The 21269-nt window shown below is 66.1% G+C and carries 21 protein-coding genes; 7 read left to right on the forward strand and 14 right to left on the reverse strand.

Features of this window, described 5'->3' with window-relative positions; translation table 11 throughout:
• Positions 1-23: 23 nt before the first annotated feature.
• The 8 genes from ACN4E0_RS12500 to ACN4E0_RS12535 all read right to left on the reverse strand — a co-directional run bounded on the left by ACN4E0_RS12500 (position 24) and on the right by ACN4E0_RS12535 (position 11577).
• Positions 24-1370 carry an alpha,alpha-trehalose-phosphate synthase (UDP-forming) gene (locus tag ACN4E0_RS12500; RefSeq protein WP_419568301.1) on the reverse strand — a complete coding sequence of 449 codons (1347 nt, stop codon included), beginning with the start codon at positions 1368-1370 and terminating at the stop codon, positions 24-26.
• Between the two features lie 41 nt (positions 1371-1411).
• A complete protein-coding gene (locus ACN4E0_RS12505) occupies positions 1412-3199 on the reverse strand; it encodes a glycoside hydrolase family 15 protein (RefSeq protein WP_419568303.1) in 1788 nt (595 codons plus the stop codon).
• Positions 3196-3939 (reverse strand): trehalose-phosphatase, encoded by a 744-nt coding sequence (otsB, locus tag ACN4E0_RS12510; RefSeq protein ID WP_419568305.1) that lies wholly within the window; start codon positions 3937-3939, stop codon positions 3196-3198. The genes ACN4E0_RS12505 and otsB overlap by 4 nt, the downstream gene beginning before the upstream one ends.
• Before the next feature lie 45 nt (positions 3940-3984).
• A complete protein-coding gene (locus ACN4E0_RS12515) occupies positions 3985-4644 on the reverse strand; it encodes a retropepsin-like aspartic protease family protein (protein WP_419568307.1) in 660 nt (219 codons plus the stop codon).
• A 53-nt stretch (positions 4645-4697) separates the two neighbouring features.
• On the reverse strand, positions 4698-5696 hold the full coding sequence (egtD, locus tag ACN4E0_RS12520) for an L-histidine N(alpha)-methyltransferase (protein ID WP_419568308.1): 999 nt from the start codon (positions 5694-5696) through the stop codon (positions 4698-4700).
• A complete protein-coding gene (gene egtB / locus ACN4E0_RS12525) occupies positions 5696-6949 on the reverse strand; it encodes an ergothioneine biosynthesis protein EgtB (protein WP_419568309.1) in 1254 nt (417 codons plus the stop codon). The genes egtD and egtB overlap by 1 nt, the downstream gene beginning before the upstream one ends.
• Before the next feature lie 195 nt (positions 6950-7144).
• The gene (locus ACN4E0_RS12530; RefSeq protein ID WP_419568311.1) at positions 7145-8518 is read right to left on the reverse strand and encodes a class II 3-deoxy-7-phosphoheptulonate synthase; all 1374 of its coding nucleotides are present in this window, start codon (positions 8516-8518) and stop codon (positions 7145-7147) included.
• A 122-nt stretch (positions 8519-8640) separates the two neighbouring features.
• Positions 8641-11577, reverse strand: coding sequence for a M16 family metallopeptidase (locus tag ACN4E0_RS12535; protein ID WP_419568312.1), 2937 nt, complete (start codon positions 11575-11577; stop codon positions 8641-8643).
• Positions 11578-11677: 100 nt separating this feature from the next.
• Here ACN4E0_RS12535 and ACN4E0_RS12540 point away from each other — a divergent pair, with 100 nt between their 5' ends.
• The 7 genes from ACN4E0_RS12540 to ACN4E0_RS12570 all read left to right on the forward strand — a co-directional run bounded on the left by ACN4E0_RS12540 (position 11678) and on the right by ACN4E0_RS12570 (position 15926).
• Positions 11678-12259, forward strand: coding sequence for a NifU family protein (locus tag ACN4E0_RS12540; RefSeq protein ID WP_419568313.1), 582 nt, complete (start codon positions 11678-11680; stop codon positions 12257-12259).
• Between the two features lie 28 nt (positions 12260-12287).
• Complete coding sequence (locus tag ACN4E0_RS12545) at positions 12288-12896, forward strand: malonic semialdehyde reductase (RefSeq protein WP_419568314.1); 609 nt, start codon at positions 12288-12290, stop codon at positions 12894-12896.
• A gap of 36 nt (positions 12897-12932) precedes the next feature.
• Positions 12933-13544: a tRNA (adenosine(37)-N6)-threonylcarbamoyltransferase complex dimerization subunit type 1 TsaB gene (tsaB, locus tag ACN4E0_RS12550; protein WP_419568316.1), complete on the forward strand. Its 612-nt coding sequence runs from the start codon at positions 12933-12935 to the stop codon at positions 13542-13544.
• Positions 13541-13993 (forward strand): GNAT family N-acetyltransferase, encoded by a 453-nt coding sequence (locus tag ACN4E0_RS12555; protein ID WP_419568317.1) that lies wholly within the window; start codon positions 13541-13543, stop codon positions 13991-13993. Before tsaB ends, ACN4E0_RS12555 begins: the two co-directional genes overlap by 4 nt.
• 117 nt (positions 13994-14110) lie before the next feature.
• Positions 14111-14551, forward strand: coding sequence for a MucR family transcriptional regulator (locus ACN4E0_RS12560; protein ID WP_419568319.1), 441 nt, complete (start codon positions 14111-14113; stop codon positions 14549-14551).
• 75 nt (positions 14552-14626) lie between these two features.
• The gene (locus tag ACN4E0_RS12565; protein ID WP_419568423.1) at positions 14627-15049 is read left to right on the forward strand and encodes a Fur family transcriptional regulator; all 423 of its coding nucleotides are present in this window, start codon (positions 14627-14629) and stop codon (positions 15047-15049) included.
• The gene (locus ACN4E0_RS12570; protein WP_419568321.1) at positions 15021-15926 is read left to right on the forward strand and encodes a lysophospholipid acyltransferase family protein; all 906 of its coding nucleotides are present in this window, start codon (positions 15021-15023) and stop codon (positions 15924-15926) included. Before ACN4E0_RS12565 ends, ACN4E0_RS12570 begins: the two co-directional genes overlap by 29 nt.
• Here ACN4E0_RS12570 and ACN4E0_RS12575 read toward each other — a convergent pair.
• The 6 genes from ACN4E0_RS12575 to miaB all read right to left on the reverse strand — a co-directional run bounded on the left by ACN4E0_RS12575 (position 15923) and on the right by miaB (position 21228).
• On the reverse strand, positions 15923-16807 hold the full coding sequence (locus ACN4E0_RS12575) for a LysR substrate-binding domain-containing protein (protein ID WP_419568323.1): 885 nt from the start codon (positions 16805-16807) through the stop codon (positions 15923-15925). The genes ACN4E0_RS12570 and ACN4E0_RS12575 overlap by 4 nt on opposite strands.
• Positions 16808-16875: 68 nt before the next feature.
• Positions 16876-17742, reverse strand: coding sequence for a hemolysin family protein (locus tag ACN4E0_RS12580; protein WP_419568325.1), 867 nt, complete (start codon positions 17740-17742; stop codon positions 16876-16878).
• 72 nt (positions 17743-17814) lie between these two features.
• Positions 17815-18303 carry an rRNA maturation RNase YbeY gene (gene ybeY, locus ACN4E0_RS12585; RefSeq protein ID WP_419568327.1) on the reverse strand — a complete coding sequence of 163 codons (489 nt, stop codon included), beginning with the start codon at positions 18301-18303 and terminating at the stop codon, positions 17815-17817.
• A gap of 46 nt (positions 18304-18349) precedes the next feature.
• Positions 18350-18649: a GIY-YIG nuclease family protein gene (locus ACN4E0_RS12590; protein WP_419568329.1), complete on the reverse strand. Its 300-nt coding sequence runs from the start codon at positions 18647-18649 to the stop codon at positions 18350-18352.
• 52 nt (positions 18650-18701) lie between these two features.
• Positions 18702-19733, reverse strand: coding sequence for a PhoH family protein (locus ACN4E0_RS12595; RefSeq protein WP_419568331.1), 1032 nt, complete (start codon positions 19731-19733; stop codon positions 18702-18704).
• Positions 19734-19887: 154 nt separating this feature from the next.
• Positions 19888-21228, reverse strand: coding sequence for a tRNA (N6-isopentenyl adenosine(37)-C2)-methylthiotransferase MiaB (miaB, locus tag ACN4E0_RS12600; RefSeq protein WP_419568333.1), 1341 nt, complete (start codon positions 21226-21228; stop codon positions 19888-19890).
• Positions 21229-21269 lie beyond the last annotated feature (41 nt).

Genomic DNA, 21269 nt, shown 5'->3' on the forward strand with positions numbered 1-21269 from the left:
ACATGCGCAATCGCGCGACCGGCTCAACCAGTCCCGAGATCGCGCAGGAAGTTCGCCGTCCAGTCCTGGACATTGTCGTCGCGCACGGTGGCAATCATCGCCTGGTAGCGTCGCTTGCGCTCCTCCAGCGGCATGTCGAGCGCGGTGCGGATGGCATGGGCGATATCGTCGGGGCTGTGCGGATTGACCAGCACGGCGTCCTGCAACTGCGCCGCCGCACCCGCAAAGCGCGAGAGGACGAGCACACCCGGATCCTCGGGATCCTGCGCCGCGACATATTCCTTGGCGACGAGGTTCATCCCGTCGCGCAAGGGAGTGACGAGGCCGATCTTGGCGGCGCGGAAGAAGCCGAACAGTTCTTCATGGCTATAGCCGCGATTGACGTAGCGAATCGGCACCATGTCGACCTCGCTGCGTGCGCCGTTGATCTGGCCGCATTTCTGCTCGAGCTCGGCACGGATCCTCTGGTAGCTGTCGACATCCTCGCGGCTGGGTGGAGCGATCTGGATGAACACGAGATCCCGCACCCGCTCCGGGTTGCGATCGAAGAAGCGCCCGATCCCGTCGATCCGTTCGGGGATACCCTTCGAATAATCGAGCCGGTCCACACCGATCATCGCGGCACGGCGGCGGGTCGAACTCATCAGACGCTGCTGCGCCTGGCGCGCTTCACCGGTTTCGCCCAGTTGCGAGAAATGGTCCCAGTCGATGCCGATCGGATAGGCCCGCGCGATGGTCGTGCGCCCCTCGAAACTGATCTTGCCGCTGGCACGGTCGATCTCGGCACCCAGCTCGTGCTCGCAATAATGCAGGAAGCTCTCGAGCCATTCCTCGGTCTGCAAGCCAACCACGTCGTAATAGAGCAGCGTGCGCACCAGTCGCTCGTGATAGGGCAGCGAAACGAACAGCCGCGTCGCCGGCCAGGGGATATGGAGGAAGAAGCCGATCCGGTTCTTCACCCCGCGCGAACGCAGTCGCTCGCCCAGCGGGATGAGGTGATAGTCGTGGACCCACACCACATCGTCGGACTCGATCAGCGGTGCGGACAGTTCGGCAAAGCGCTCGTTGACGCGCTCGTAGCCCTTGGCGGTCTCGCGCTCGTATTGCGCGAGGTCGAGGCGGTAGTGGAACAGCGGCCACAGCGTCGCATTGGCATAGCCGTTGTAATATTCGTCGATGTCGCGCTGCGAGAGGTCGATCGTCGCGGTGGTCACCCCATCGTTCGTCTGCGTGTCGATATGGCCGGTGCGACCACTTTCGCTCTCCTGCCCCGACCAGCCGAACCACAGCCCCCTGCGCGACTTGAGCGCGGCGTGGAGCGCGCCCGCGAGGCCGCCCTGCGCACCGGCGGCGCCACGCGCCTTGGGCACCGCGACACGGTTCGAAATGACGACAAGGCGGGGGTCGGAAGTCAGCGGACTTCGCTCCAGGGTTTGCTCAACAGGCCGGCACAATTGATTATACCTACCAGCGAGTAGGTCTGGGGGAAGTTCCCCCACAGCTCACCGGACTCGTAATCGAGATCCTCGCTCAGCAGGCCGGACTGGGTGGTGTGGCTGAGCATGGCTTCGAAAATTGTGCGCGCCTCCTCCTTGCGCCCGACCAGGCCGAGCGCCTCGATCAGCCAGAAGGTGCAGACGTTGAAGGCTGTCTCGGGCGCGCCGAAATCATCCTCGGCGGCATAGCGCAGCATGTGGTCGCCGCGGCGCAGGTCGCGCTCGATGGCCGCGAAGGTCTTGAGGAAGCGTTCGTCGTCGGGCTTGAGATAGCGCAGCTCGACCATCTGCAGCAGGCTCGCGTCGAGATAGCCGTTTTCGAAGCTGGCGCCGTAATGCTCGCCATCCTCCTTCCAGGCCCTGGCCTCGATCGTCGCGCGGATCGCCTCGGCGCGCTTCTTCCAGTGCAGCACGCGGTCGTCCTTGCCCAGCCGCGTCGCGACGTTGGCGAGCCGGTCGCAAGCGGCCCAGCACATCACTGCCGAATAGGTATGAACCTCCTGCCGGGTACGAAATTCCCACAATCCGGCATCGGGCTTGTCGTGCTTGGCCCAGGCCGCCTCGCCCACCTCCTCGAGATGCGCGAAATCGGTCTCGTCCGCCATCCGCAGCAGGCGGTTGTCGAAGAAGGCCTGCGCGGTCGGCATGACGATCTGGCCGTAGCAATCGTACTGCACCTGCTTGTACGCCGCATTGCCCACGCGCACCGGCCCCATGCCGCGATAGCCGGCCAGGTTGTCGGCCTCGAATTCGTGGAGCTCGGTTTCGCCCATGACAGAATAGAGCGGCTGGATCTGACCGCCGCGTGCCTGGTCGACGATATTGCGCAGGTAGGCGAGGTATTTCTCGAGCACGTCGAGTGCGCCGAGCCGGTTGAGCGCCTGCACCGTGTAATAGCTGTCGCGGATCCAGCAGTAGCGATAGTCCCAGTTGCGCTGGCTGTTCGCCGCCTCCGGGATCGATGTGGTCAGCGCGGCGACGATCGCGCCGGTCTCCTCGTGCTGGCAGAGCTTGAGCGCGATCGCGGCGCGGATCACCTCTTCCTGCCATTCGAGCGGAATATGCAGCCCGCGGACCCAGTGCTGCCAATAGCGCGCGGTCATCGCCTCCATCCGCCGCACTTCGCTGCGAATATTGCCGACGAAGGGTTCGTCGGGGCCGAGGAAGAAATGCTGGTCGCTCTCGACCCGGTAGCTGCGCCCCTCAAGCACATAGCCGACGGGCGCATCGGTCGACAGGCGCAGCGCCTGCGGGCCGATGAGGTAGCGGATGTGGTTGGTGCCGTTGGTGGTATCGGCGAAATGCGCGCCATATTCCTTCATCGGCGAAAGAACCACGCGCATCCGCGGCGCGCCCGCCACCGGGCGCACGACGCGGGCGTAGGCGACCGGGCGGTACATCCGGCCCGAACGCTCGAAGCGCGGGGCGAAATCGTGAATCTCGACCGCACTCCCGTCGGCGCTTTCGAGACGGGTTATGAGGATCGCGGTATTGCGCTCGTAGCGCTGGCTCGCATGCGTCTGCCCGTCGAGTTCGAAGCGCCAAATTCCCCGGTCGCGCACATCGCCGTTGAGCAGCGAACAGAACACGGGGTCGCCATCGACCCGGGGAACGCAGCCCCAGACGAAACCGCCCTCGCGGTCGACCAGCGCGCTGACCTGGCAATTGCCGATCGGGGAAAGCTCGAGATCCGCCTGCATCATATCTCCAACCATTTGTGCACTGCAGCAACGCTATCGAGCCGGTATCGTGCCCGTGCGCTCAGCCGTTCGCCGACGGCGATGCCGAATCCGCCGAAATTCTCCGCGCCTGCGAAGCCGTCCTCATCGGTCACATCGTCCCCGACGAAGATCGGGGCCGCGCCTGCGAAAGGAGCGACCCGCATGAAGGCTTCGACCGCCGCCGCCTTGGTCGCCCCGGGGCGGACGAGTTCGGCCACGCCCTTGCCGCTGGTGACGCACAATTCGCGCGAGGCGGCGAAGCGCTCGGCGAAGGCCAGCGTCGCCTCGCGCTTCTCCGGCGCACCGCGAAAATGCAGCGCGCCGCCATGCGTCTTGGTTTCGTAGAACAGGCCATGTTCCTCGGCGAAGGCCTTGAGTTCGGCAACCGAATCCGCCGACAGCCCGCGCGGCTCGGTACCCAGGCGCGAGCCGTCGGCAAGGAAGCGCGAGGCGCCATGCGACCCGGCACGGGAGATCGCGATGTGGCCCAGATGGCGTTCGAGGTCGTCGAGCGCCCGCCCGCTGACCAGCGCGAGGCGACCGTCGAGCCGGTCGCGAAGGGCATGAAGCTGTCCGTGAAGCCGGTCGGGGACATGGATGTCGCCCGGACGCGGCGCGATGTCTACCAGCGTCCCGTCGAAGTCGAGGAACAGCGCCGCCGGCCCGCTTTCGAGCAGCTGCGCCAGCGGCGGCGGGGGTGGAAGCGAGGCCGGGCTATCCATCGCCCGCAGACCTAGCGGTTCGTGACGGTGCGTCAAACGCCTGCGCTATGAAATCGTATCCTCGGCGCGCGGGACGAGAATGAGCGTGTTGTCCTCCACGCGCCACGAACCGAGACGGGCGAGCACATTCATGCCGATGACGTTGAAGTCGCCGAAATTCTCCGCGATCGCCGCATCGGTACCGGTGGCGCTGACATTGCCGAAGGTGAGGCTGTCGACCGTCGCGACAAAGGCCTGCACCGTACCGTTCGCTGTGCCGAGCATGATCGGGATGCCGCCGCGGCGTGGTTCGAGGCCGGCGCGCTCGGCCAGCGGCGCGGAAATCGCGGTGAGCGTTGCGCCGGTATCGATCATGAAATTCCCGGCCACGCCATTGACCTCGGCACGGACCCAGAAATGGCCGTCGGCCGAGAGCGGGATACGCGTCTCGCCGCCCTCGACCAGCTGCTCGGGGAGGCCGATCTGCGGCACGGCGACATCGAAACGCGGATCGAAGCGCGAGAGCTGGAGCACCACGGTGAGCAGGATCACGCCGAGCGCGAGCGAGCTGGCCGTGCGCAGGATGTCGCCCAGCGCCGAACGCCGGGCGACGATCGCCCCGATCCAGCCGAGCACCATCGCCGCCACCGCCGCCATGAGCAGTTCGGAGCGCGGAATCGCGCGCAAGGTGTCGGCTGCGGCGCTGAAGACGGGCTCGAGTTCCATGCTCACCATATAGGATCGCGGCAGTGGCGCGTCCATGAATTCGCCGCTGGGCGCTACGGCGCGTCGCGCTGCTCGGTTGCGCGGGCGAGGATCACCGAGAACCTCTTGTCCGGGTCGAGCCAGCGCTCTTCGGGAGTCCAACCACCCGCGAGCAGCAGCACATTGGCGCTGCGCCGGGTGAACTTGTGGCTGTTCTCGGTGTGGATCGTCTCGCCCTTGCGCATGGCGAAGCGTTCGCCCGAAACCTCGAAGGAGAGGTCGCGCGTCGCGACGAGATGCATTTCCACCCGCGCCAGCGCGTCGCTCCACACCGCCCGGTGTTCGAACGCGCCTTCGGGCATGGTGCCGTCGAGCTCGCGGTTGATGCGGGTCACGAGATTGTGATTGAAGGCCGCAGTCACGCCTTCGGCATCGTCATAAGCGGCCTCCAGCACCGCGCGATCCTTGACCAGGTCCATGCCGATCAGCAGCAGCGGGCTTTCGCCCTCGTCCGCGCCGAGCGTCGCGCGCATCGAGCGCAGCAGGTCGACCGCGGTGCGCGGGACCATGTTGCCGATCGTCGAGCCGGGGAAGAAACCGAGCTTCTTGAGCGGTTCGACCTCCTCGGGCAGCGTCACACGGCGCATGAAATCGGCCTCGACCGGATGGACCGGCAGGCCGGGAAACTTCTCCGCCAGTCCCGCCGCGCTTTCGCGCAGGAAGTCGCCCGAAATATCGAGTGGAACATAGGCCGCCGGCTCGATCGCGCGGAGCAGCAGCGGGGTCTTGACCGAACTGCCGGAGCCGAACTCGACCACCACCCTCCCCGGCCCGATCAGTTCGGCGAATTCGGTGCCGCGCGTCTCGAGTATCTCGGTCTCCGCGCGAGTCGGATAATATTCGGGCTGCTGCGTGATCGCCTCGAACAGCCGCGAGCCCTCTTCGTCGTAGAACCAGCGCGCGGGTATGGCCTTCTGCCGCTGGCGCAGCCCCTTGAGAACGTCGGCGCGAAAGGCGCGGTCGACGCCGTCCTCGTCGCGATCGACCAAGGCTATTCCGCTTTCACGTTTCATCACAAATCCTTTGCCAGTCGGAGGCCGGTGAATTGCCAGCGCTGGTGGGGGTAGAAGAAATTGCGGTAGCTCGCGCGCGAATGGCCGCGCGGCGTGGCACAGCTCGCCCCCCTGAGCACGAACTGCCCGCTCATGAACTTGCCGTTGTATTCGCCGACCGCGCCGGCGGCAGGGCGGAAGCGCGGATAGGGCAGATAGGCCGAACGGGTGAATTGCCAGCAGTCGCCGAACAGCCCCTCGCTGCCTCGAGGCAGCGGCGGCGCTGCACCGTCGAGCTGGTTGCCGCCATGCGGATCATGCGCCGGTGCCTCGCCTTCCTGACCGCGGGCTATGGCTTCCCATTCGAATTCGGTCGGCAGACGGTTACCCGCCCAGGTAGCGAAGGCATCGGCCTCGAAATAGGAGATATGCGTGACCGGCGCTTCGGGATCGCGGTCCTGCCAGCCGGCATGGGTGAAGTGCTCGCCCTCGCGCCAATAGAGCGGCGCGCGGATCGCGTTCTCGCATACCCAGGCCCAGCCGTCGGAGAGCCACAGCGTCGCGGTCTCGTACCCGCCGTCGGCGATGAAGGCATCCCACTCGCGGTTGGTGACGAGACGCGATGCCAGCGCGAAGGGTTCGAGCAGCACCCGGTGCGCGGGACCTTCGTTGTCGAAAGCGAAACCGCTCGCCTGGTGGCCGATCCGTGCGATCCCGCCGGGGTGGCTGTGCCAGCCATCCTTGCCAGCGCCGACGTTGTCCGCCGCTGCCTCCCACATCGCGGGGCCCAATGGGTTCTGGAACAGCGCGTGCTTGATATCGGTCAGCAGCAGTTCCTGGTGCTGCTGCTCGTGGCTGAGGCCGAGCTCGATCAGCGGCGCGAGGTCTTCACGCGCGAACAGCGGGGTCATCGCATCGTCGACATGCGCGCGCCATGCGAGAATGTCCGCCAAGGTCGGGCGCGACAGCATGCCGCGCGAAAAGCGCGCGATGCGATCGCCTTCGGTCTCGTAATAGGAATTGAACACGAAGGGCCAGCTCTCATCGTAGAGCCGGTAGCCCTGACAGTGATCGCGCAGCAGGAAGGTCTCCCAGAACCAGGTCGTATGTGCGAGGTGCCACTTGGCGGGGCTCGCATCCTCCATCGACTGCAGGGTCGCATCGGCCTCGCTGAGCGGCGCAACAAGCGCCTCGCTCAAGCTGCGGGTTGCAAGGTAGCGCGCCGCGAGCGAGTGGCCAGTCGCGAAGCTGGACTCGGGCTGGGCACGGGTCATCGCCATCCCCCCTTCGTAGCGGTCGCCGGGATGTGGCAACCACGGCCCACCATGGCGCAAATCCGTGACCGTTTAAAGGCCGGGGTCGAAAAGGCGTGTCCGAACAAGCGTGTGTTTCGCATTCCTCCGACCAATGCCGGGATCGCGCGCAGGTTCCACGAGGCAGGGCTCTGCGTCCCTGCCATAACGCTTCCGTCAGGCGGCGTCGGCCTGCCGCACCGCCTGCTCCTCGTTGAGCATTTCGGCAATGAGAAAGGCGAGTTCGAGCGACTGCGCCGCGTTGAGCCGCGGGTCGCAATGCGTGTGATAGCGGTCCTTGAGCGCATCGTCGGTGATCGCCACCGCGCCACCGACGCATTCGGTCACGTCCTGACCGGTCATCTCGACATGGATTCCACCCGGATGCGTGCCTTCCGCGCGGTGAACCGCGAAGAAGCCCTTCACTTCGGACAGAATGCGGTCGAACGGGCGGGTCTTGTAGCCGCTCTCCGATTTCACGACATTGCCGTGCATCGGATCGCAGCTCCACACCACCGGATGCCCCTCGGCCTTCACCGCGCGGACGAGGCGCGGCAGGCCCTCCTCGACCTTGTCGTGGCCGAAGCGGCTGATGAGCGTGATCCGCCCCGGCTCGCGCGCGGGATTGAGCGTGTCGAGCAACCGCAGCATGGCGTCGGTCTCGAGGCTCGGTCCGCATTTCATGCCCAGCGGATTGCCGATGCCGCGGGCGAATTCGACATGCGCGCTGCCGTCGAAGCGGGTGCGGTCGCCGATCCACACCATATGCGCGGAGCAATCGTACCAGTCGCCGGTCAGGCTGTCGCGGCGCGTCAGCGCCTGCTCGTAGGGGAGCAGCAGCGCCTCGTGACTGGTGTAGAAACTGGTGCGCTGCAGTTGAGGCAGCACCTGCGGATCGACCCCGCAGGCCTCCATGAAGTCGAGCGCCTCGCCGATCCGGTCGGCGATGTCGGAGAACTTGTCCGCCCACGGGCTGCGGCCCATGAAATCGAGGGTCCACTGGTGGACCTGCCGAAGATTGGCATAGCCGCCCGTGGCGAAGGCGCGCAGCAGGTTGAGCGTGGCCGCCGCCTGCGAATAGGCGCGCACCATCCGCTGCGGATCGTTGGTCCGGGCGGATTCCTCGAACTCGATGCCGTTGATGTTGTCGCCGAAATAGCTCGGCAGCGTCACCGCCCCCTGCGTCTCGGTATCCGAGCTGCGCGGCTTGGCGAACTGGCCCGCCATGCGGCCGACCTTCACTACCGGCTTCTTGCTGGCGAAGGTCATCACCACCGCCATCTGCAGCAGCACCCGGAAGGTGTCGCGAATATTGTTGGGGTGGAATTCGGCGAAGCTTTCGGCGCAGTCGCCGCCCTGCAGCAGGAAGGCGCGCCCCTGCGCCACTTCGGCGAGGTCGGCCTTGAGCGCGCGCGCCTCGCCCGCGAAAACCAGCGGAGGATGCGTTTCGAGCGAGCCCGTCGCATCCGCGAGAGCCGCTGCGTCGGGATAGGTCGGCAGGTGCCGTGCCTCGAACCCCTGCCAGCTGTCGGGTGCCCAATTGGTCGCCATTATCTCTTCCGTTTGCGGCGCCAGGATTGGCGCCTGATTGCCCGCGTGTAGCAGACGAGCACGCATCATGTCGCAAGCAGCATTTGCTTGGCCAGCTTAAAAACCCGATTGCAGTGACCGGGTCAGCGGCCGGTGGCGCTGCCCTCGACCACCGCCGTCGCCAGTTCCTGCCCTTCGGGGATGACCGCCAGTCGCCAGCCGTTTCGGTCGCCGAAATACTTCTGCGCCAGACCCTGCAGCTCGGATGGCTGCGTCTGGGTGTAGTCGGACAGCAGATAGCGCAACAGGGCGATCCGCCGCGGGTCGACCGTCGCGTCCTCGAGCTGGTAGAGCCAGAACAGGTTCCCGGTCGAGGCACGGCTGACATATTGCCGCAGCGGTTCGACCACCCGATTGTATTCGTCCTCGCCCACCGGCGTGGTGGCGAGATCCTTGGCGATCCGCTCGGCCTCCGCGAAGAAGACGGGCACGTCCTCGGGGCGCAGCTGGGCCATCGCGGCGATCCTGCCGCCGTCCTTCACGTCGCTCGGCCAGTCGGAGCGGACCACGGGGGCATAGCTCGCCCCGGCATGTTCGCGCATGGCCTCCATCAGCCGGTTGTTGAAGACCGAGGCGAGCACTTCGAGACGGCGCGATTCGCGCAGCTCGTCGACCCCGCCGCCGGTCGGCCAGGCGATCACCGCCGCCGCCTGGTTGGCATCGCCGCGGTGACGGCGGACGACCGTCTCGCCTGCTTCCGGAAAATCGCTCGTCCGGTCGAGCACCGCTTCGGGCGGAGCTTCGCGCGGCGCCAGCGCGCCGAAGGTGCGGCGCAGGGTCTCGATCGTCGCCGCCTTGTCGAATTCGCCGAACACCAGCACTTCGACCGGCCCCTGCTCGAGCAGCGGCTCCCACACCTGGCGGAAACCCTCGGGCGTCGCGGCATCGAACATTTCGGGCGTCGGCGTGCGGAAGCGCGGGTCATTGTTGCTGAGCAGATATTCGAGATCGCGCTGGAGGATGCCCCCGGGGTTGGCCGAATAGCTTTCATAGGCGAGTTTGCCCGCAGCCTTGGCGCGGATCACCGGCTTGGGATCCCAGCCCGGCATCGCCAGCTTGGCGGCGAAGAGATAGAGTTGCTCGTCGAGATCCTGCTCGCGCGTCTGGGCGAAGAAGGTGAAGGCGCCGTCCCCGACCTGGAAATCGAACCCAAACTTGCGTCCGGTGGAGAGCAGGTCGAGCTGTTCCTGGTCCAGTTCGCCGATGCCAGAGCCGATAAGGGCGCCATAGCCGAGATTGGCATAGACGGCATCGTCGGGCTCGATCGCGCGATAGCCCGCGCCGAAGCGCACTTTGACCGCCACACGGCCGGGTTCGGCATCGTTGGCCCACAGGATCGCCTTGACCCCATTGGCGAAGTCGACCTGTTCGATGTCGAGCACGCCGATCGGCCCCTGCGCGGTTATCTCACCCGGAGGCCCAACCGGGGGCAGGTCGTCGAAAGAAATCGCCTGCGCGGCGAGGCGGGCATTGCCGTCGGCGGCCACGTCTTCCCGCAGCGCATCGCGGATCGCCGCCTCGCTCGCCTCGCCCGCTTCGGGCGTGACATAGGCGGCGCGGATCACAGCGCCCGAGAACAGCGCACGGGTGTGTTCGAGGACCTTCTCGGGCGTGACGGTCGCGCGCATGGAATTGAACACCTTCAGTACGGTGTCGGGCGCAGCGACCGCCTCGCGAATGTCGACCGCATTGACGATGTCGTCGGCCAGCCGGGGACCGGGCAACACGCGCTGCTGTTCGACCTGGCTCTTGAAGACGATCTCGAACTCGGCGAGCTCGCGGTCGATCTCTTCCTGCGAGGGCGGTGTCGCCAGCGCATCGGAGATCACCCCGCGCACGTCGTCGAGCGCGGCCTTCCAGTCGCCGGTCAGCGGCGTGAAATTGACGAAGGTCATGTCGGCCGAGCGGCTGACATCGTCCTGCGCGACCTGGGCGTAGAGATAGCTGCCTCCGGCACGCGCACGCGATTCGAGGCGGCGATTGATCAGCGCCTGCGCCAGCGCATCGCGCAGCAGGCCCTCGTTATACGCGATCGTATCCTGCACCGGCCGCCAGGGGCGCATCACCGCATAGCTGAACGAGCGCGGCAGGTCGGGTTCGACAACCACGCCGACCTCGCCCACCGGATTGGCCGGGTCGGCCCCCGCGGGCGCGACCGGGTCGCCGAAATCGGGTGCCGGGGTCTTCGGCCCCTGCCCCTTCCAGTCGCCGAACCATTTCTCGATTTCCGCCGCGAGCTGCATCGTGTCGATGTCGCCGGCAGCGACGACCACGGTGTTCTCCGGGCGGTACCAGCGCTTGTAGAAGGCGCCGACGCTGGCCCCGGTTGCCGCCTGGAGCGAGGCCTCGGTGCCGATCGGCACACGGTCGGCCAGCCGCTGGCCGGCGAACAACACTTCGCGGCTGGCATTGCCCGCCCGCTCCGCGGCGCCGGCTCGCTCGCGCTTCTCGGCCATCACGATCGGCACTTCCGCCTTGACGTTGGCATCGCTCAGAACCGGGCTGCGGACCATACCCGACAGCAGCTTCATGCTCTCGGCGAGTTTGGCGGAATCGACATTGGGCAGGTCGAGCTTGAAGACCGTCTGCGTCGGGCTCGTCTCGGCATTGGTATCGCTGCCGAAGGTCGCACCGAGCCGCTGCCAGGTCGGGATCGCCTCGGCCGGACCGAGATATTTGCTCTCGCGGAACAGCAGGTGCTCGAGCAGGTGGGCATAGCCGCGCTCGGAGTCCTCCTCGTAGAGCGAACCCGCGTCGATGCGCACGCGGACCGAGACCTGGTCGGGCGGCACGCCGTTCTTGCGCACTGCGTAGCGCACTCCGTTGGGCAGCGTGCCGAAGGTCCATTCCGCATCGCGCGGAACGTCGCTGCCCTCGTAGATCCACGGCGTTCCGCCTGCGGGGGTGAGATGCTCCGGGGCGGGTGCGGCCGGTTCCTGCGCAAGCAGGGGCTGCGGTACCAGCAGCGCGGCGGGGAGGACGAGCGCGAGACGCCTGATGGCGCGCGGGAATTTGGTCATGGGGGGCATATAGGCGGGCCATGGGTGAAGGCTAGGTGAATGTTCGCACGACAAGCGTTCCTTCCTTGCCCATGGTTCCCGCGCTCCCTACATCGCCAGCATGTTCATCGAGACCGAAACCACTCCCAACCCCGCGAGCCTCAAATTCATGCCCGGCCAGCAGGTCATGGGCCAGGGCACCCGCGAATTCGCCACGCCCCAAGCTGCCGAGGCCAGCCCGCTGGCGCAGGCGATCTTCGACACGGGCGAAGTCGAGAACGTCTTCTTCGGTAGCGATTTCGTGTCCGTCACCGCGGCCCCGGGCGTCAGCTGGACCGATCTCAAGCCGCAGGTGCTGGCGATCCTGCTCGATCATTTCGTGTCGCAGGCGCCGCTGTTCGCTCCGGGCTCGGCCGGCGGCATCGCGGTTCCTCCCGAAGACGAGGGAATGGCGGTCGAGGAGCGCGAGGAAGATGCCGACATCATCGCGCAGATCAACGAACTGCTCGAAACCCGCGTGCGCCCCGCTGTGGCCGGGGACGGCGGCGACATCCAGTATCGCGGCTTTCGCGACGGCGTGGTCCATCTCCAGATGCAGGGCGCCTGCTCGGGCTGTCCCTCCTCCACCGCGACCCTGAAGCACGGAATCGAAGGGTTGCTGAAACATTACGTCCCCGAGGTCGTTGAAGTCCGCGCCGCCTGACCGTCCGTTTTCAAGACCGGGAATTTCCATGACCAAGCAGTTTCACGACACGGTGCTGTCCGCCGACGCGCTCGACCAGCTGTTCCGCGAAGCACGCAGCTACAATGGCTGGCTCGCCAAGCCCGTCGGCGACGAGCAGATCCACGCGATCTACGAGCTCATGAAGATGGCTCCGACCTCGGCCAATATGCAGCCCGCGCGGATCGTCTGGGTGAAATCGGACGAAGCCAAAGAGAAGCTGGCGTCGCTGGCAATGGAAGGCAACCGCGAGAAGATCCTCACCGCGCCGGTCACTGCGATCATCGGCTACGACATCGATTTCCACGAGGAGCTGCCCTGGCTGTTCCCGCATACCGATGCGAAGAGCTGGTTCGAAGGCGACGAGGAAGGCCGCAAGCAGGGGGCATTCCGCAATTCCTCGCTCCAGGGCGCCTACCTGATGCTCGCGGCGCGCGCGCTGGGGCTCGACTGCGGGCCAATGTCGGGCTTCGACAACGCCGCGGTCGACAAGGCCTTTTTCGCCGACAACCCCCGGCACAAGAGCAATTTCATCTGCTCCATCGGCTATGGCGACCCGGCGAGCATCTTCGAGCGCAGCCCCCGCCCCGATTTCGACCGCTTCAACCGCATCGCCTGACTTGCAGCCGCGCCCCGGCTGGGGCAGTGCGCGATGATGCGTATCCTGGCGATAGAGACTGCCACCGAGGCCTGTTCGGTCGCGCTGTTCGAGGACGGCGCGCTGCTCGACGCGCGCCATGAAGTGCTCGGGCGGGGCCATGCCGAACGGCTCGTCCCGATGATCGCCGAATTGCCCGGCAAGGGCCGCGCGGAGCAGATCCGCGTCTCGCTCGGACCGGGCAGCTTCACCGGTGTCCGGATCGGCCTCGCGGTCGCACGCGCGCTGGGCATCGCGTGGCAGGCAGAGGTGCGCGGCTACCCCACGCTCGCCCTGGTCGCCGCCATGGCGCAAGCTGAGAGCGACGAGCCGGTCACCGTGTGCATGGCCGGAGGTCACGGCGAATGGTTCGTGCAGGACTTTGGCACCGATGGCCTGCCGACGGACGAAGTCGTTTCGCTCGTCCCCGAGGTGGCGGCCCAGCGGGCTGCAAAGGGTGTTCTGGCGGGATCGAAGGCGGAAGAACTTGGCGACATCGCGCGCGCGCCGGTGGCCGCGATCCGCCTTCCCGACGCCCGCCATGCGCTGGCGCTGCCCGACAGCCTGCTGGGCGCCGGTCTCGCCCCGCTCTACGGTCGCCCCCCTGACGCGAGACCGACGGTGCGATGAGCGAGCTCGACCAGCTGATGGCGGTGATGGAGGCCGCCTTCGACCCCCACTGGCGCGAGGCGTGGACCCGCCAGCAGGTCGCCAATTCGCTGGCCATGCCCCACACCTACGCCATCCTCGTCGATGACACTGGCGAAAACTTGGCGGACGGCAAAGAAGCGGCAGGGTTCGTACTTGCCCGGAGGGCGCCCGGCGAGGAGGAGCTGCTGCTGATCGGGGTCCGTCCCGACCGACGCGGGCGCGGGATCGGTCGTCTGCTCATCGAGCGCTTCGCCGACCTCGCCCGGACAACGGGAGCGGAGCGTATCTTCTTGGAAATGCGGGCGAACAACCCCGCCGAAAGCCTTTATCGCAGCTGTGGTTTCGAACCTATCGGGCGACGCACGAACTACTATCGGACGCTCGACGGATCGTTTCTCGACGCCATTACCTTCGGGCGAAAATTGTAAGAATGCGCCAGAAATAGTCCGTAATAACTCGCGTTGCATTTTCTTGTCGATTTTATACAATGACGCCTAGAGCGGGTCGCATCGCGAGTGATCTCCTTCGATTCAAAAGGGTAAATAATGGAAGATTTCGATACCGACATGACCGAGACGCTAATCACCCTGACCTCGGACATCGTCGCTGCGCATGTCAGCAACAACAATGTGGACGTGAGCGAGGTCCCCACGCTGATCTCGAATGTCTATTCGGCTCTTTCGGGCCTCGGCGCCGCTGGCGGCGCTTCGGAAGAAGTCCCCGACCCGGCTGTTTCGATCCGGTCTTCGGTCAAGAAAGATCATCTCGTGTGCCTCGACTGCGGCAAGAAAATGAAAATGCTCAAGCGGCACTTGTCGACCGAGCATGACTTGACCCCCGACGAATATCGCGCGCGCTGGAACCTGTCGGCGGACTATCCGATGGTCGCGCCCGACTATGCCGCAACCCGCCGCGACCTCGCGGTAAAGATCGGCCTCGGTCGCAAGCCGGGCCAGAAGCGCGGTCGCAACAAGAAGGCTGCATAAAGCCCTCCGGTTCGCCTTGAGGAAGACGCCCCGGCCCGATAAGGGTACGGGGCGTTTTTCATGCGGGAACCCACATTGCACCAGAAGATCGACCTCGAGCAGCTCTGCGCCGACAAGGGCCTGCGCATTACCGAGCAGCGTCGCGTCATTGCGCGGGTGCTGTCGGAGAGCGAAGATCACCCCGATGTCGAACTGCTGCACGAACGAGCCAACAAGATCGATTCGGGCATTTCGATTGCCACGGTCTATCGCACCGTGCGTCTGTTCGAGGAGGCCGGCATTCTCGACCGGCACGATTTCGGCGACGGTCGCGCGCGCTACGAAGCGGCGCCCGAGGCACATCACGACCATCTGATCGATGTCGAGACGGGCAAGGTTGTCGAATTCGTCGACCCCGAGATCGAAGCACTGCAGAAGCAGATCGCCGCCAAGCTCGGCTATCGCCTCGTCGATCACCGGCTGGAACTCTATGGCGTCCGTCTCGACCGCGAAGGCTGAGCGCCGGCTCGCGAAATACACCGCCCGACGGCTGGCTGCCGCGCGGGGAGAGAAGGTTCCCCTGTCCGCGATCGGCTGGGTGCGGTTCATCCTGCGTACGCTCGGGATCCTGGCCTTGCTGCTGGTGTTCGTCCCGCTCCACTATCTCTATCGCATCTTCGCCTACGGCTCGCCCTTCCCGATGCTGTTCCTGCGCTACACGGCCTGGATCGTCGGCGCGCGGCTGAAGGTCGTCGGAACGCCGCTGCGGCGCGACGTGTTCTTCGTCGCCAATCACATCAGTTGGGTCGATATCCTCAGCATGGCGGGGGCCAGCGGCACCGCCTTCGTCGCCAAGCAGGAACTGGCCGAGGTCCCCGTGATCGGCTGGCTCTGCGGGCTGAATCGCACGGTCTTCGTCAAACGCGAGAACCGCATGGGCGTGGCCGAACAGATCAACGCGCTGAAAGAGGCTCTGGCCGACAACTGGTCGGTGACCGTTTTCCCCGAAGGCACGGTGACCGACGGCCATTCGCTGCTGCCGTTCAAGAGCTCGATGCTCTCGGTGCTCGATCCGCCCCCGCCCGGAGTCCTGGTGCAGCCGGTGGTGCTCGACTATGGCGAGAATTCGGAGGAGATCGCCTGGGTGGGCGAGGAAAGCGGGCTGCACAACGCCATGCGGGTCATGGCGCGCAAGGGTAGCTTCCCACTGACCCTCTACTATCTCGAACCCTTCAGCCCGGTCGAATATCGCGGGCGCAAGGCGATCGCGGCCAAGGCGCGGGAAGAAATCGAGACCCAGCTGGCGGCCAATCTCGGCACGCCGCTGCGCGATTTCGCGCATGTCGTCGAGGCGGTGCGTTACCGGCCGAAACCGCCTGACCCCGCCGAAGACTAGAGCCCGGCCTTCACCAGCCAGTCGTGGAATAGTCGCACCGGGCGCTCCTCGAGAGCGGTCGGCTTGCACACGAACCAGTAGCTGTAGGGGCTTTCGACATCGACATCGAACAGCGTCGCCAGCCGGCCGTCGGCGGCGCGGCGCATGTGGTCGTCATGCATGATCGCAATGCCGAGCCCCTGTGCCGCCGCTTCGAGCATCAGCTGGCCCGAATCGAAATGGTCGATCGCGGCGGGCTCGAAATCGGGCATGCCGATCTCGTTGCGCCAGGCGGTGAAGCTTTCGGACAATTCGTTGTGGATGAGGAAGGTCTGGCGCGCCAGTCTCTCCGCATCGGGCTGCGCTCCCAGCTTGTCGGCCAGCTCGCGGCTGCAGATCGCGTGGACCTTGTTGTAGTCGAGCCGCACCGCATGGAGCCCGCGCGAGGGGCCGCGCGAGAGAATGATCGCCGCGTCGAGCACGTCGCCCACCCGGTCCTCGAGATGCGCACCCGTATCGATGTCGATATGCAGCAGCGGATGGCGTTCGCGCAGCTCGCCGAGTTTGGGGAACAGGCGCTGCGTACCGAACAGCGGAAGCACGCCGAGATGGAGTCGCAGCACCGAGAGATTTTCGGACTGGCTTTCGACCGCCCGGGCCAGCGCCTCGAGTTGCGGATTGACCGCCTCGTAGAAGGCATGCCCGTCATCGGTCAGCTGCATCGCCTGACGCGCCCGGGTGAACAGCTTCTTGCCGACGAATTCCTCGAGATTGCCGATCCGGCGCGACAGCGCCGAAGGGCTCAGCCCCAGTTCGTCGGCCGCGGCCCTCGCCGAGCCGAGCCGGACGGTGCGGACGAAGGCCTCGAGGGCCCGCAGGGGGGGAAGTCGCCGGGTCGCCATGTGGGTTGCAAGCTATGGACGCAAAGCCCGCCTGTCGAGCATCAATGTGCGAAAATCTGCAACTGACGTCATACCGTCGTTGCATTCTCCTCGGGCGCATGGAGGCGCAGGCGCTTGACGTGCGTCTCGTCGGCATCGGTGACCTCGATCCGCCAGCCGCTCGGGTGTTCGAGGACCCTCCCGACCGCGGGCACCTGCTCGGCGAGGACGAAGGCGAGGCCGCCCAGCGTATCGACCGACTCCTCGACCTCGGCCAAGGCGGGCGAGACCTGTTCGGCGACATCGTCGAGCTCGGCGCGGGCATCGCAGTCCCACATGCCCTCGCCGATGTCGACGATCCACTCCTCGGGCGTCTCGTCGTGCTCGTCCTCGATCTCGCCGACGATCTCCTCGACCAGATCCTCGATCGTGATGAGCCCGTCGGTGCCGGAAAATTCGTCGACCACCACCGCCAGATGCATGCGCTGCGAGCGCATGTCGGCGAGCACGTCGAGCGCGTTGCGCGTCTGAGGGACGTAGAGCGGCTGGCGCATCAGCACGGTCCAGTCCCCGGGCGGGGTCTCTTCGCGCGCGAGGATGGTGAAGACGTCCTTGATGTGGATCATGCCGATCACGTCGTCCAGCTGGTCGCGATAGACCGGCATCCGCGAATGCCCGTGCTCGGCGAAGGTCTCGACGAGCTCGTCCCAGCTGGCCTTGGCGTCGATCGCGATGATCTCGCCGCGCGGAACGGCGACGTCGTCGGCGTCGTGTTCGGAGAAATGCAGCAGGTTGCGCAGCATCTGGCGCTCGACCAGCGACAGGTCGCCGGTCGCGCCATTGCTGGGCGCATCGTCGCCATTCTCGCCCTCGTGTTCGTCGATCGCCTCTTCAAGCTGCGCACGCAGCGAGCGCTCGCCGTAATCGGGGTCGAAGAATTTCCGGATCGCGAGCATCAGCCCGCTGCTACTCTCCGCATCTCCTGCGGGTGATGACGAATCGGGCATGGCCCTAACAATGCACTCCAGTCAGTTGCGATCCCCATATGGGTCGGCGATGTCCAGTTTTGCAAGCGCCGCGATTTCGAGCGCCTCCATCGCCTCGGCCTGTTCGTCCGAATCGACGTGATCGTGGCCCGCGAGATGGAGCAGGCCATGGACGATCAGGTGGGCTGCGTGGTCCTCGAGCGCAATGCCCTTCTCCTCCGCTTCGCGCGCGCAGGTGCCATAGGCAAGCGCGAGGTCGCCGAGCATTTCGGGCGGCCCGTCTGGTGCCAGCGCCAGCAAGTCGTCGCGCTCGAGCATCGGGAAGGACAGCACGTTGGTCGGCTTGTCCTTTCCGCGCCATTCCCTGTTGAGCGCATGGACTTCTTCGTCGCTGGTGAAGAGCATCGAGGCGGTCAGGCGGGGGTTGGCGAGCGCGGGTTCGACCTGCGCCGTGGCTGCGTGAGCCCGCTCCGCCAGCCGCTCCCAATCGGTGCCGTCCGGCCAGCCATCGATGGCAATGTCCAATTCCACCATACTCAACCTCGTCATCCCCGCGCAGGCGGGGATCCCGCTCCTGTCACATGTTCAGCGTTTCGAACATGTCGTTCCACTCGGGGTTCTGCTCTTCAATCTGCCTGATCTTCCAGGCACGGTTCCATTTCTTCATCGCCTTCTCTCGGGCAATGGCGTCATCGATAGCACCGTGATGTTCAACGTAGACGAGCCGCTTCAGCTTGTAGCGGCGGGCAAATGCTCCACCCTTCCCGTCGCGATGCTGCGCCGTCCTTGCCGCGATATCGACAGTTACCCCGATATAGAGCGTGCCGCGATAGCGGTCGGTCATGATGTAAACGTAGCCGCCCCTCTCGAACCTCACGCTTTTAAGGAGCGGGACCCCCGCCTTCGCGGGGGTGACGACGGCTGCTCAATCATGAGGTCGGCCCCTCGTAGGCCTCCACGATGCGCCCCACGATCGGGTGGCGGACGACGTCGGCGGCGGTGAAGCGGATCGTGCCGAAACCCTCGACGCCTTCCAGCTTGCCGACCGCATCGGCGAGACCGCTCATGCCGTCGCCGCCGGGAATGTCGACCTGGCGCGGGTCGCCGCAGACGACCATGCGGCTGTTCTGGCCGAAGCGGGTAAGGAACATCTTCATCTGCTCGCGCGTGGTGTTCTGCGCCTCGTCGAGGATGACGAAGGCATCGGCCAGCGTGCGCCCGCGCATGAAGGCGATGGGCGCGATCTCGATCTCGCCCGAGGCCAGCCGGCGCTCGACCTGTTCGGGCGGCATGCAATCGTAGAGCGCGTCGTAGAGCGGTCGCAGGTAGGGATCGACCTTTTCCTTCATGTCGCCGGGGAGGAAGCCGAGCTTCTCGCCCGCCTCGACCGCCGGGCGGCTGAGGATGAGGCGCTGGACGCTGCCGTTGATCAGCTGCGCAACCGCCTGCGCCACCGCGAGATAGGTCTTGCCGGTCCCTGCCGGGCCGAGCGCGAAGATGATGTCGTCGCGCACCAGGCTGCGCATGTAGATCGCCTGCATCGCGCTGCGCGGCACGATGGTCTTGCGCCGCGTGCGGATCATGATCGGCGGGCCCTTGGGCTCGGCGTCGACGATCCCGTCGAGCGTCGGCTCGTCGGACATGGAGATCAGCGCCTCGATCGCGCCCTGGTCGAGATCCTGCCCGATGGCGAGCTTGTCGTACATCGCCTTGAGCACGTCGCGCGCGCGGGCGACGCTGTCTTCCGGACCCTCGATATGCAGCTCGTTGCCGCGCGCCGCGATGAACACGCCGAGGCGGTTCTCGACCTGGACGAGATTGGCATCGAACTGGCCGAAGAGCGCGCCGAGCAGGCTCTGGTTGTCGAAGCTGAGATCGACCTGTGCGCGGCGCACTTCGCGCTGCGGGGACGGCGGCGGGGTGAAGGACTGCGTGGCCTTCGGTGCGGGTTTGCGAGCCATATGCTCCTTTCCTGTGCGAATCGGAATGTAGGCTTCATCCCGCGCTAGGCAAGCTGGCCACCACGCGAAGGCGGTGGATAGTCACTCGATCGTAACGCTGGACGCCGCGCGCAGAGCCTTGAAAACTCGCAGGAGTAACCCGGCCGGGCGGGAGCTACGCTGCCACCGTTTCGCGCAAGCGTCCGGCGAGCGAATTGGGACCCGCCTCGACCAGTTCGACCTGAAGCAGGTCGCCGATCGCCACATCGCCTTCGAACCAGGCGCTTTGCAGCCAGGGGGTCTTGCCGAGCCACTGGCCGGGATGCTTGCCCTTGCGCTCGACGAGGACCTCGCAGGTGCGCCCGACGCTCGCCTCGTTGAAGGCCAACTGGTCGCGGTTGAGCGCGGCCTGGAGGCGCTGGAGGCGCTCGTCCATCACCTCTTTCGCCACCTGCCCGTCCATGGCGGCGGCGGGGGTGCCGGGGCGCGGCGAATATTTGAAGCTGAAGGCCTGCGCATAGCCGACCGCATCGACCAGCTTCAGCGTTTCCTCGAACTCGGCATCGGTCTCGCCGGGGAAGCCGACGATGAAGTCGCCCGACAGCGCGAGATCGGGCCGCGCGGCGCGGAAGCGCTCGAGCAGGCGGAGGTAGCTGTCGACCGTGTGGCTGCGGTTCATCGCTTTGAGTACGCGGTCGCTGCCCGCCTGCACCGGCAAATGGAGGAAGGGCATCAGCTTGCCCACCTCGCCATGCGCGGCGATCAGCGCGTCGTCCATGTCGGCCGGGTGGCTGGTGGTGTAGCGGATGCGGGCCAGGCCATCGACTTGCGCGAGGTCGCGGATCAGGCCGGCGAGGCCGACGCTGTGTCCCTTGTCGTTCTCGCCCGACCACGCCGAAACGTTCTGGCCGAGCAGTGTGATCTCCTTCGCCCCGGCTTCGACCAGTTTGCGCGCTTCGGTCACCAAATCGCTGTAGGGGCGCGAGATCTCCGCGCCGCGCGTATAGGGCACCACGCAATAGGTGCAGAACTTGTCGCAGCCTTCCTGCACGGTGAGGAAGGCGGTCGGGCCGATCTTCCGACGCTCGGGCAGCGCGGCGAACTTGGCGATCGCGGGCATGTCGGTATCGGTCGAGCGCTCGCCCTGCACCGCCTTGTCGAGCATTTCGGGCAGGCGGTGATAGGCCTGCGGGCCGACGACCATGCTGACCGCCGGGGCGCGCGCCATGATCTCCTCGCCCTCGGCCTGCGCGACGCAGCCGGCGACCGCGATCATCGGTGCCTTGTCCTGCGTCTTGCCCTTGGTCAGCCGGCCAATGTCCGAATAGACCTTCTCCGCCGCCTTCTCGCGGATGTGGCAGGTGTTGAGCACCACGAGGTCGGCATCCTGCCCCTCGGCCGCCGGCACGATGCCGCGCGCGCCGAGCATCTCGGCCATGCGCTCGCCGTCGTAGACGTTCATCTGGCAGCCGAAACTCTTGACCCTGTAGGTCCTGGGGGCGGTAGTCGGTCTCATGAGAGGGGGCGCTTTAGCGCCTGAAGTCCTACATTTCAATC

This window comes from Qipengyuania sp. (assembly GCF_048550555.1).
In the GTDB taxonomy this organism is placed as follows: domain Bacteria; phylum Pseudomonadota; class Alphaproteobacteria; order Sphingomonadales; family Sphingomonadaceae; genus Qipengyuania.

Coding starts and splice junctions, on each gene's coding strand:
- ACN4E0_RS12545 (WP_419568314.1), top strand. CDS start 12,288: ATGACCAAGCAGTTTCACGACACGGTGCTGTCCGCCGACGCGCTCGAC.
- egtB (WP_419568309.1), bottom strand. CDS start 6,949: ATGACCCGTGCCCAGCCCGAGTCCAGCTTCGCGACTGGCCACTCGCTC.
- ACN4E0_RS12595 (WP_419568331.1), bottom strand. CDS start 19,733: ATGGCTCGCAAACCCGCACCGAAGGCCACGCAGTCCTTCACCCCGCCG.
- ACN4E0_RS12570 (WP_419568321.1), top strand. CDS start 15,021: ATGGCGTCCGTCTCGACCGCGAAGGCTGAGCGCCGGCTCGCGAAATAC.
- ACN4E0_RS12535 (WP_419568312.1), bottom strand. CDS start 11,577: ATGACCAAATTCCCGCGCGCCATCAGGCGTCTCGCGCTCGTCCTCCCC.
- miaB (WP_419568333.1), bottom strand. CDS start 21,228: ATGAGACCGACTACCGCCCCCAGGACCTACAGGGTCAAGAGTTTCGGC.
- ACN4E0_RS12580 (WP_419568325.1), bottom strand. CDS start 17,742: ATGCTCGCGATCCGGAAATTCTTCGACCCCGATTACGGCGAGCGCTCG.
- ACN4E0_RS12560 (WP_419568319.1), top strand. CDS start 14,111: ATGGAAGATTTCGATACCGACATGACCGAGACGCTAATCACCCTGACC.
- ACN4E0_RS12515 (WP_419568307.1), bottom strand. CDS start 4,644: ATGGAACTCGAGCCCGTCTTCAGCGCCGCAGCCGACACCTTGCGCGCG.
- ACN4E0_RS12575 (WP_419568323.1), bottom strand. CDS start 16,807: ATGGCGACCCGGCGACTTCCCCCCCTGCGGGCCCTCGAGGCCTTCGTC.
- egtD (WP_419568308.1), bottom strand. CDS start 5,696: ATGAAACGTGAAAGCGGAATAGCCTTGGTCGATCGCGACGAGGACGGC.
- otsB (WP_419568305.1), bottom strand. CDS start 3,939: ATGGATAGCCCGGCCTCGCTTCCACCCCCGCCGCCGCTGGCGCAGCTG.
- ACN4E0_RS12530 (WP_419568311.1), bottom strand. CDS start 8,518: ATGGCGACCAATTGGGCACCCGACAGCTGGCAGGGGTTCGAGGCACGG.
- tsaB (WP_419568316.1), top strand. CDS start 12,933: ATGCGTATCCTGGCGATAGAGACTGCCACCGAGGCCTGTTCGGTCGCG.
- ACN4E0_RS12540 (WP_419568313.1), top strand. CDS start 11,678: ATGTTCATCGAGACCGAAACCACTCCCAACCCCGCGAGCCTCAAATTC.
- ACN4E0_RS12555 (WP_419568317.1), top strand. CDS start 13,541: ATGAGCGAGCTCGACCAGCTGATGGCGGTGATGGAGGCCGCCTTCGAC.
- ACN4E0_RS12505 (WP_419568303.1), bottom strand. CDS start 3,199: ATGATGCAGGCGGATCTCGAGCTTTCCCCGATCGGCAATTGCCAGGTC.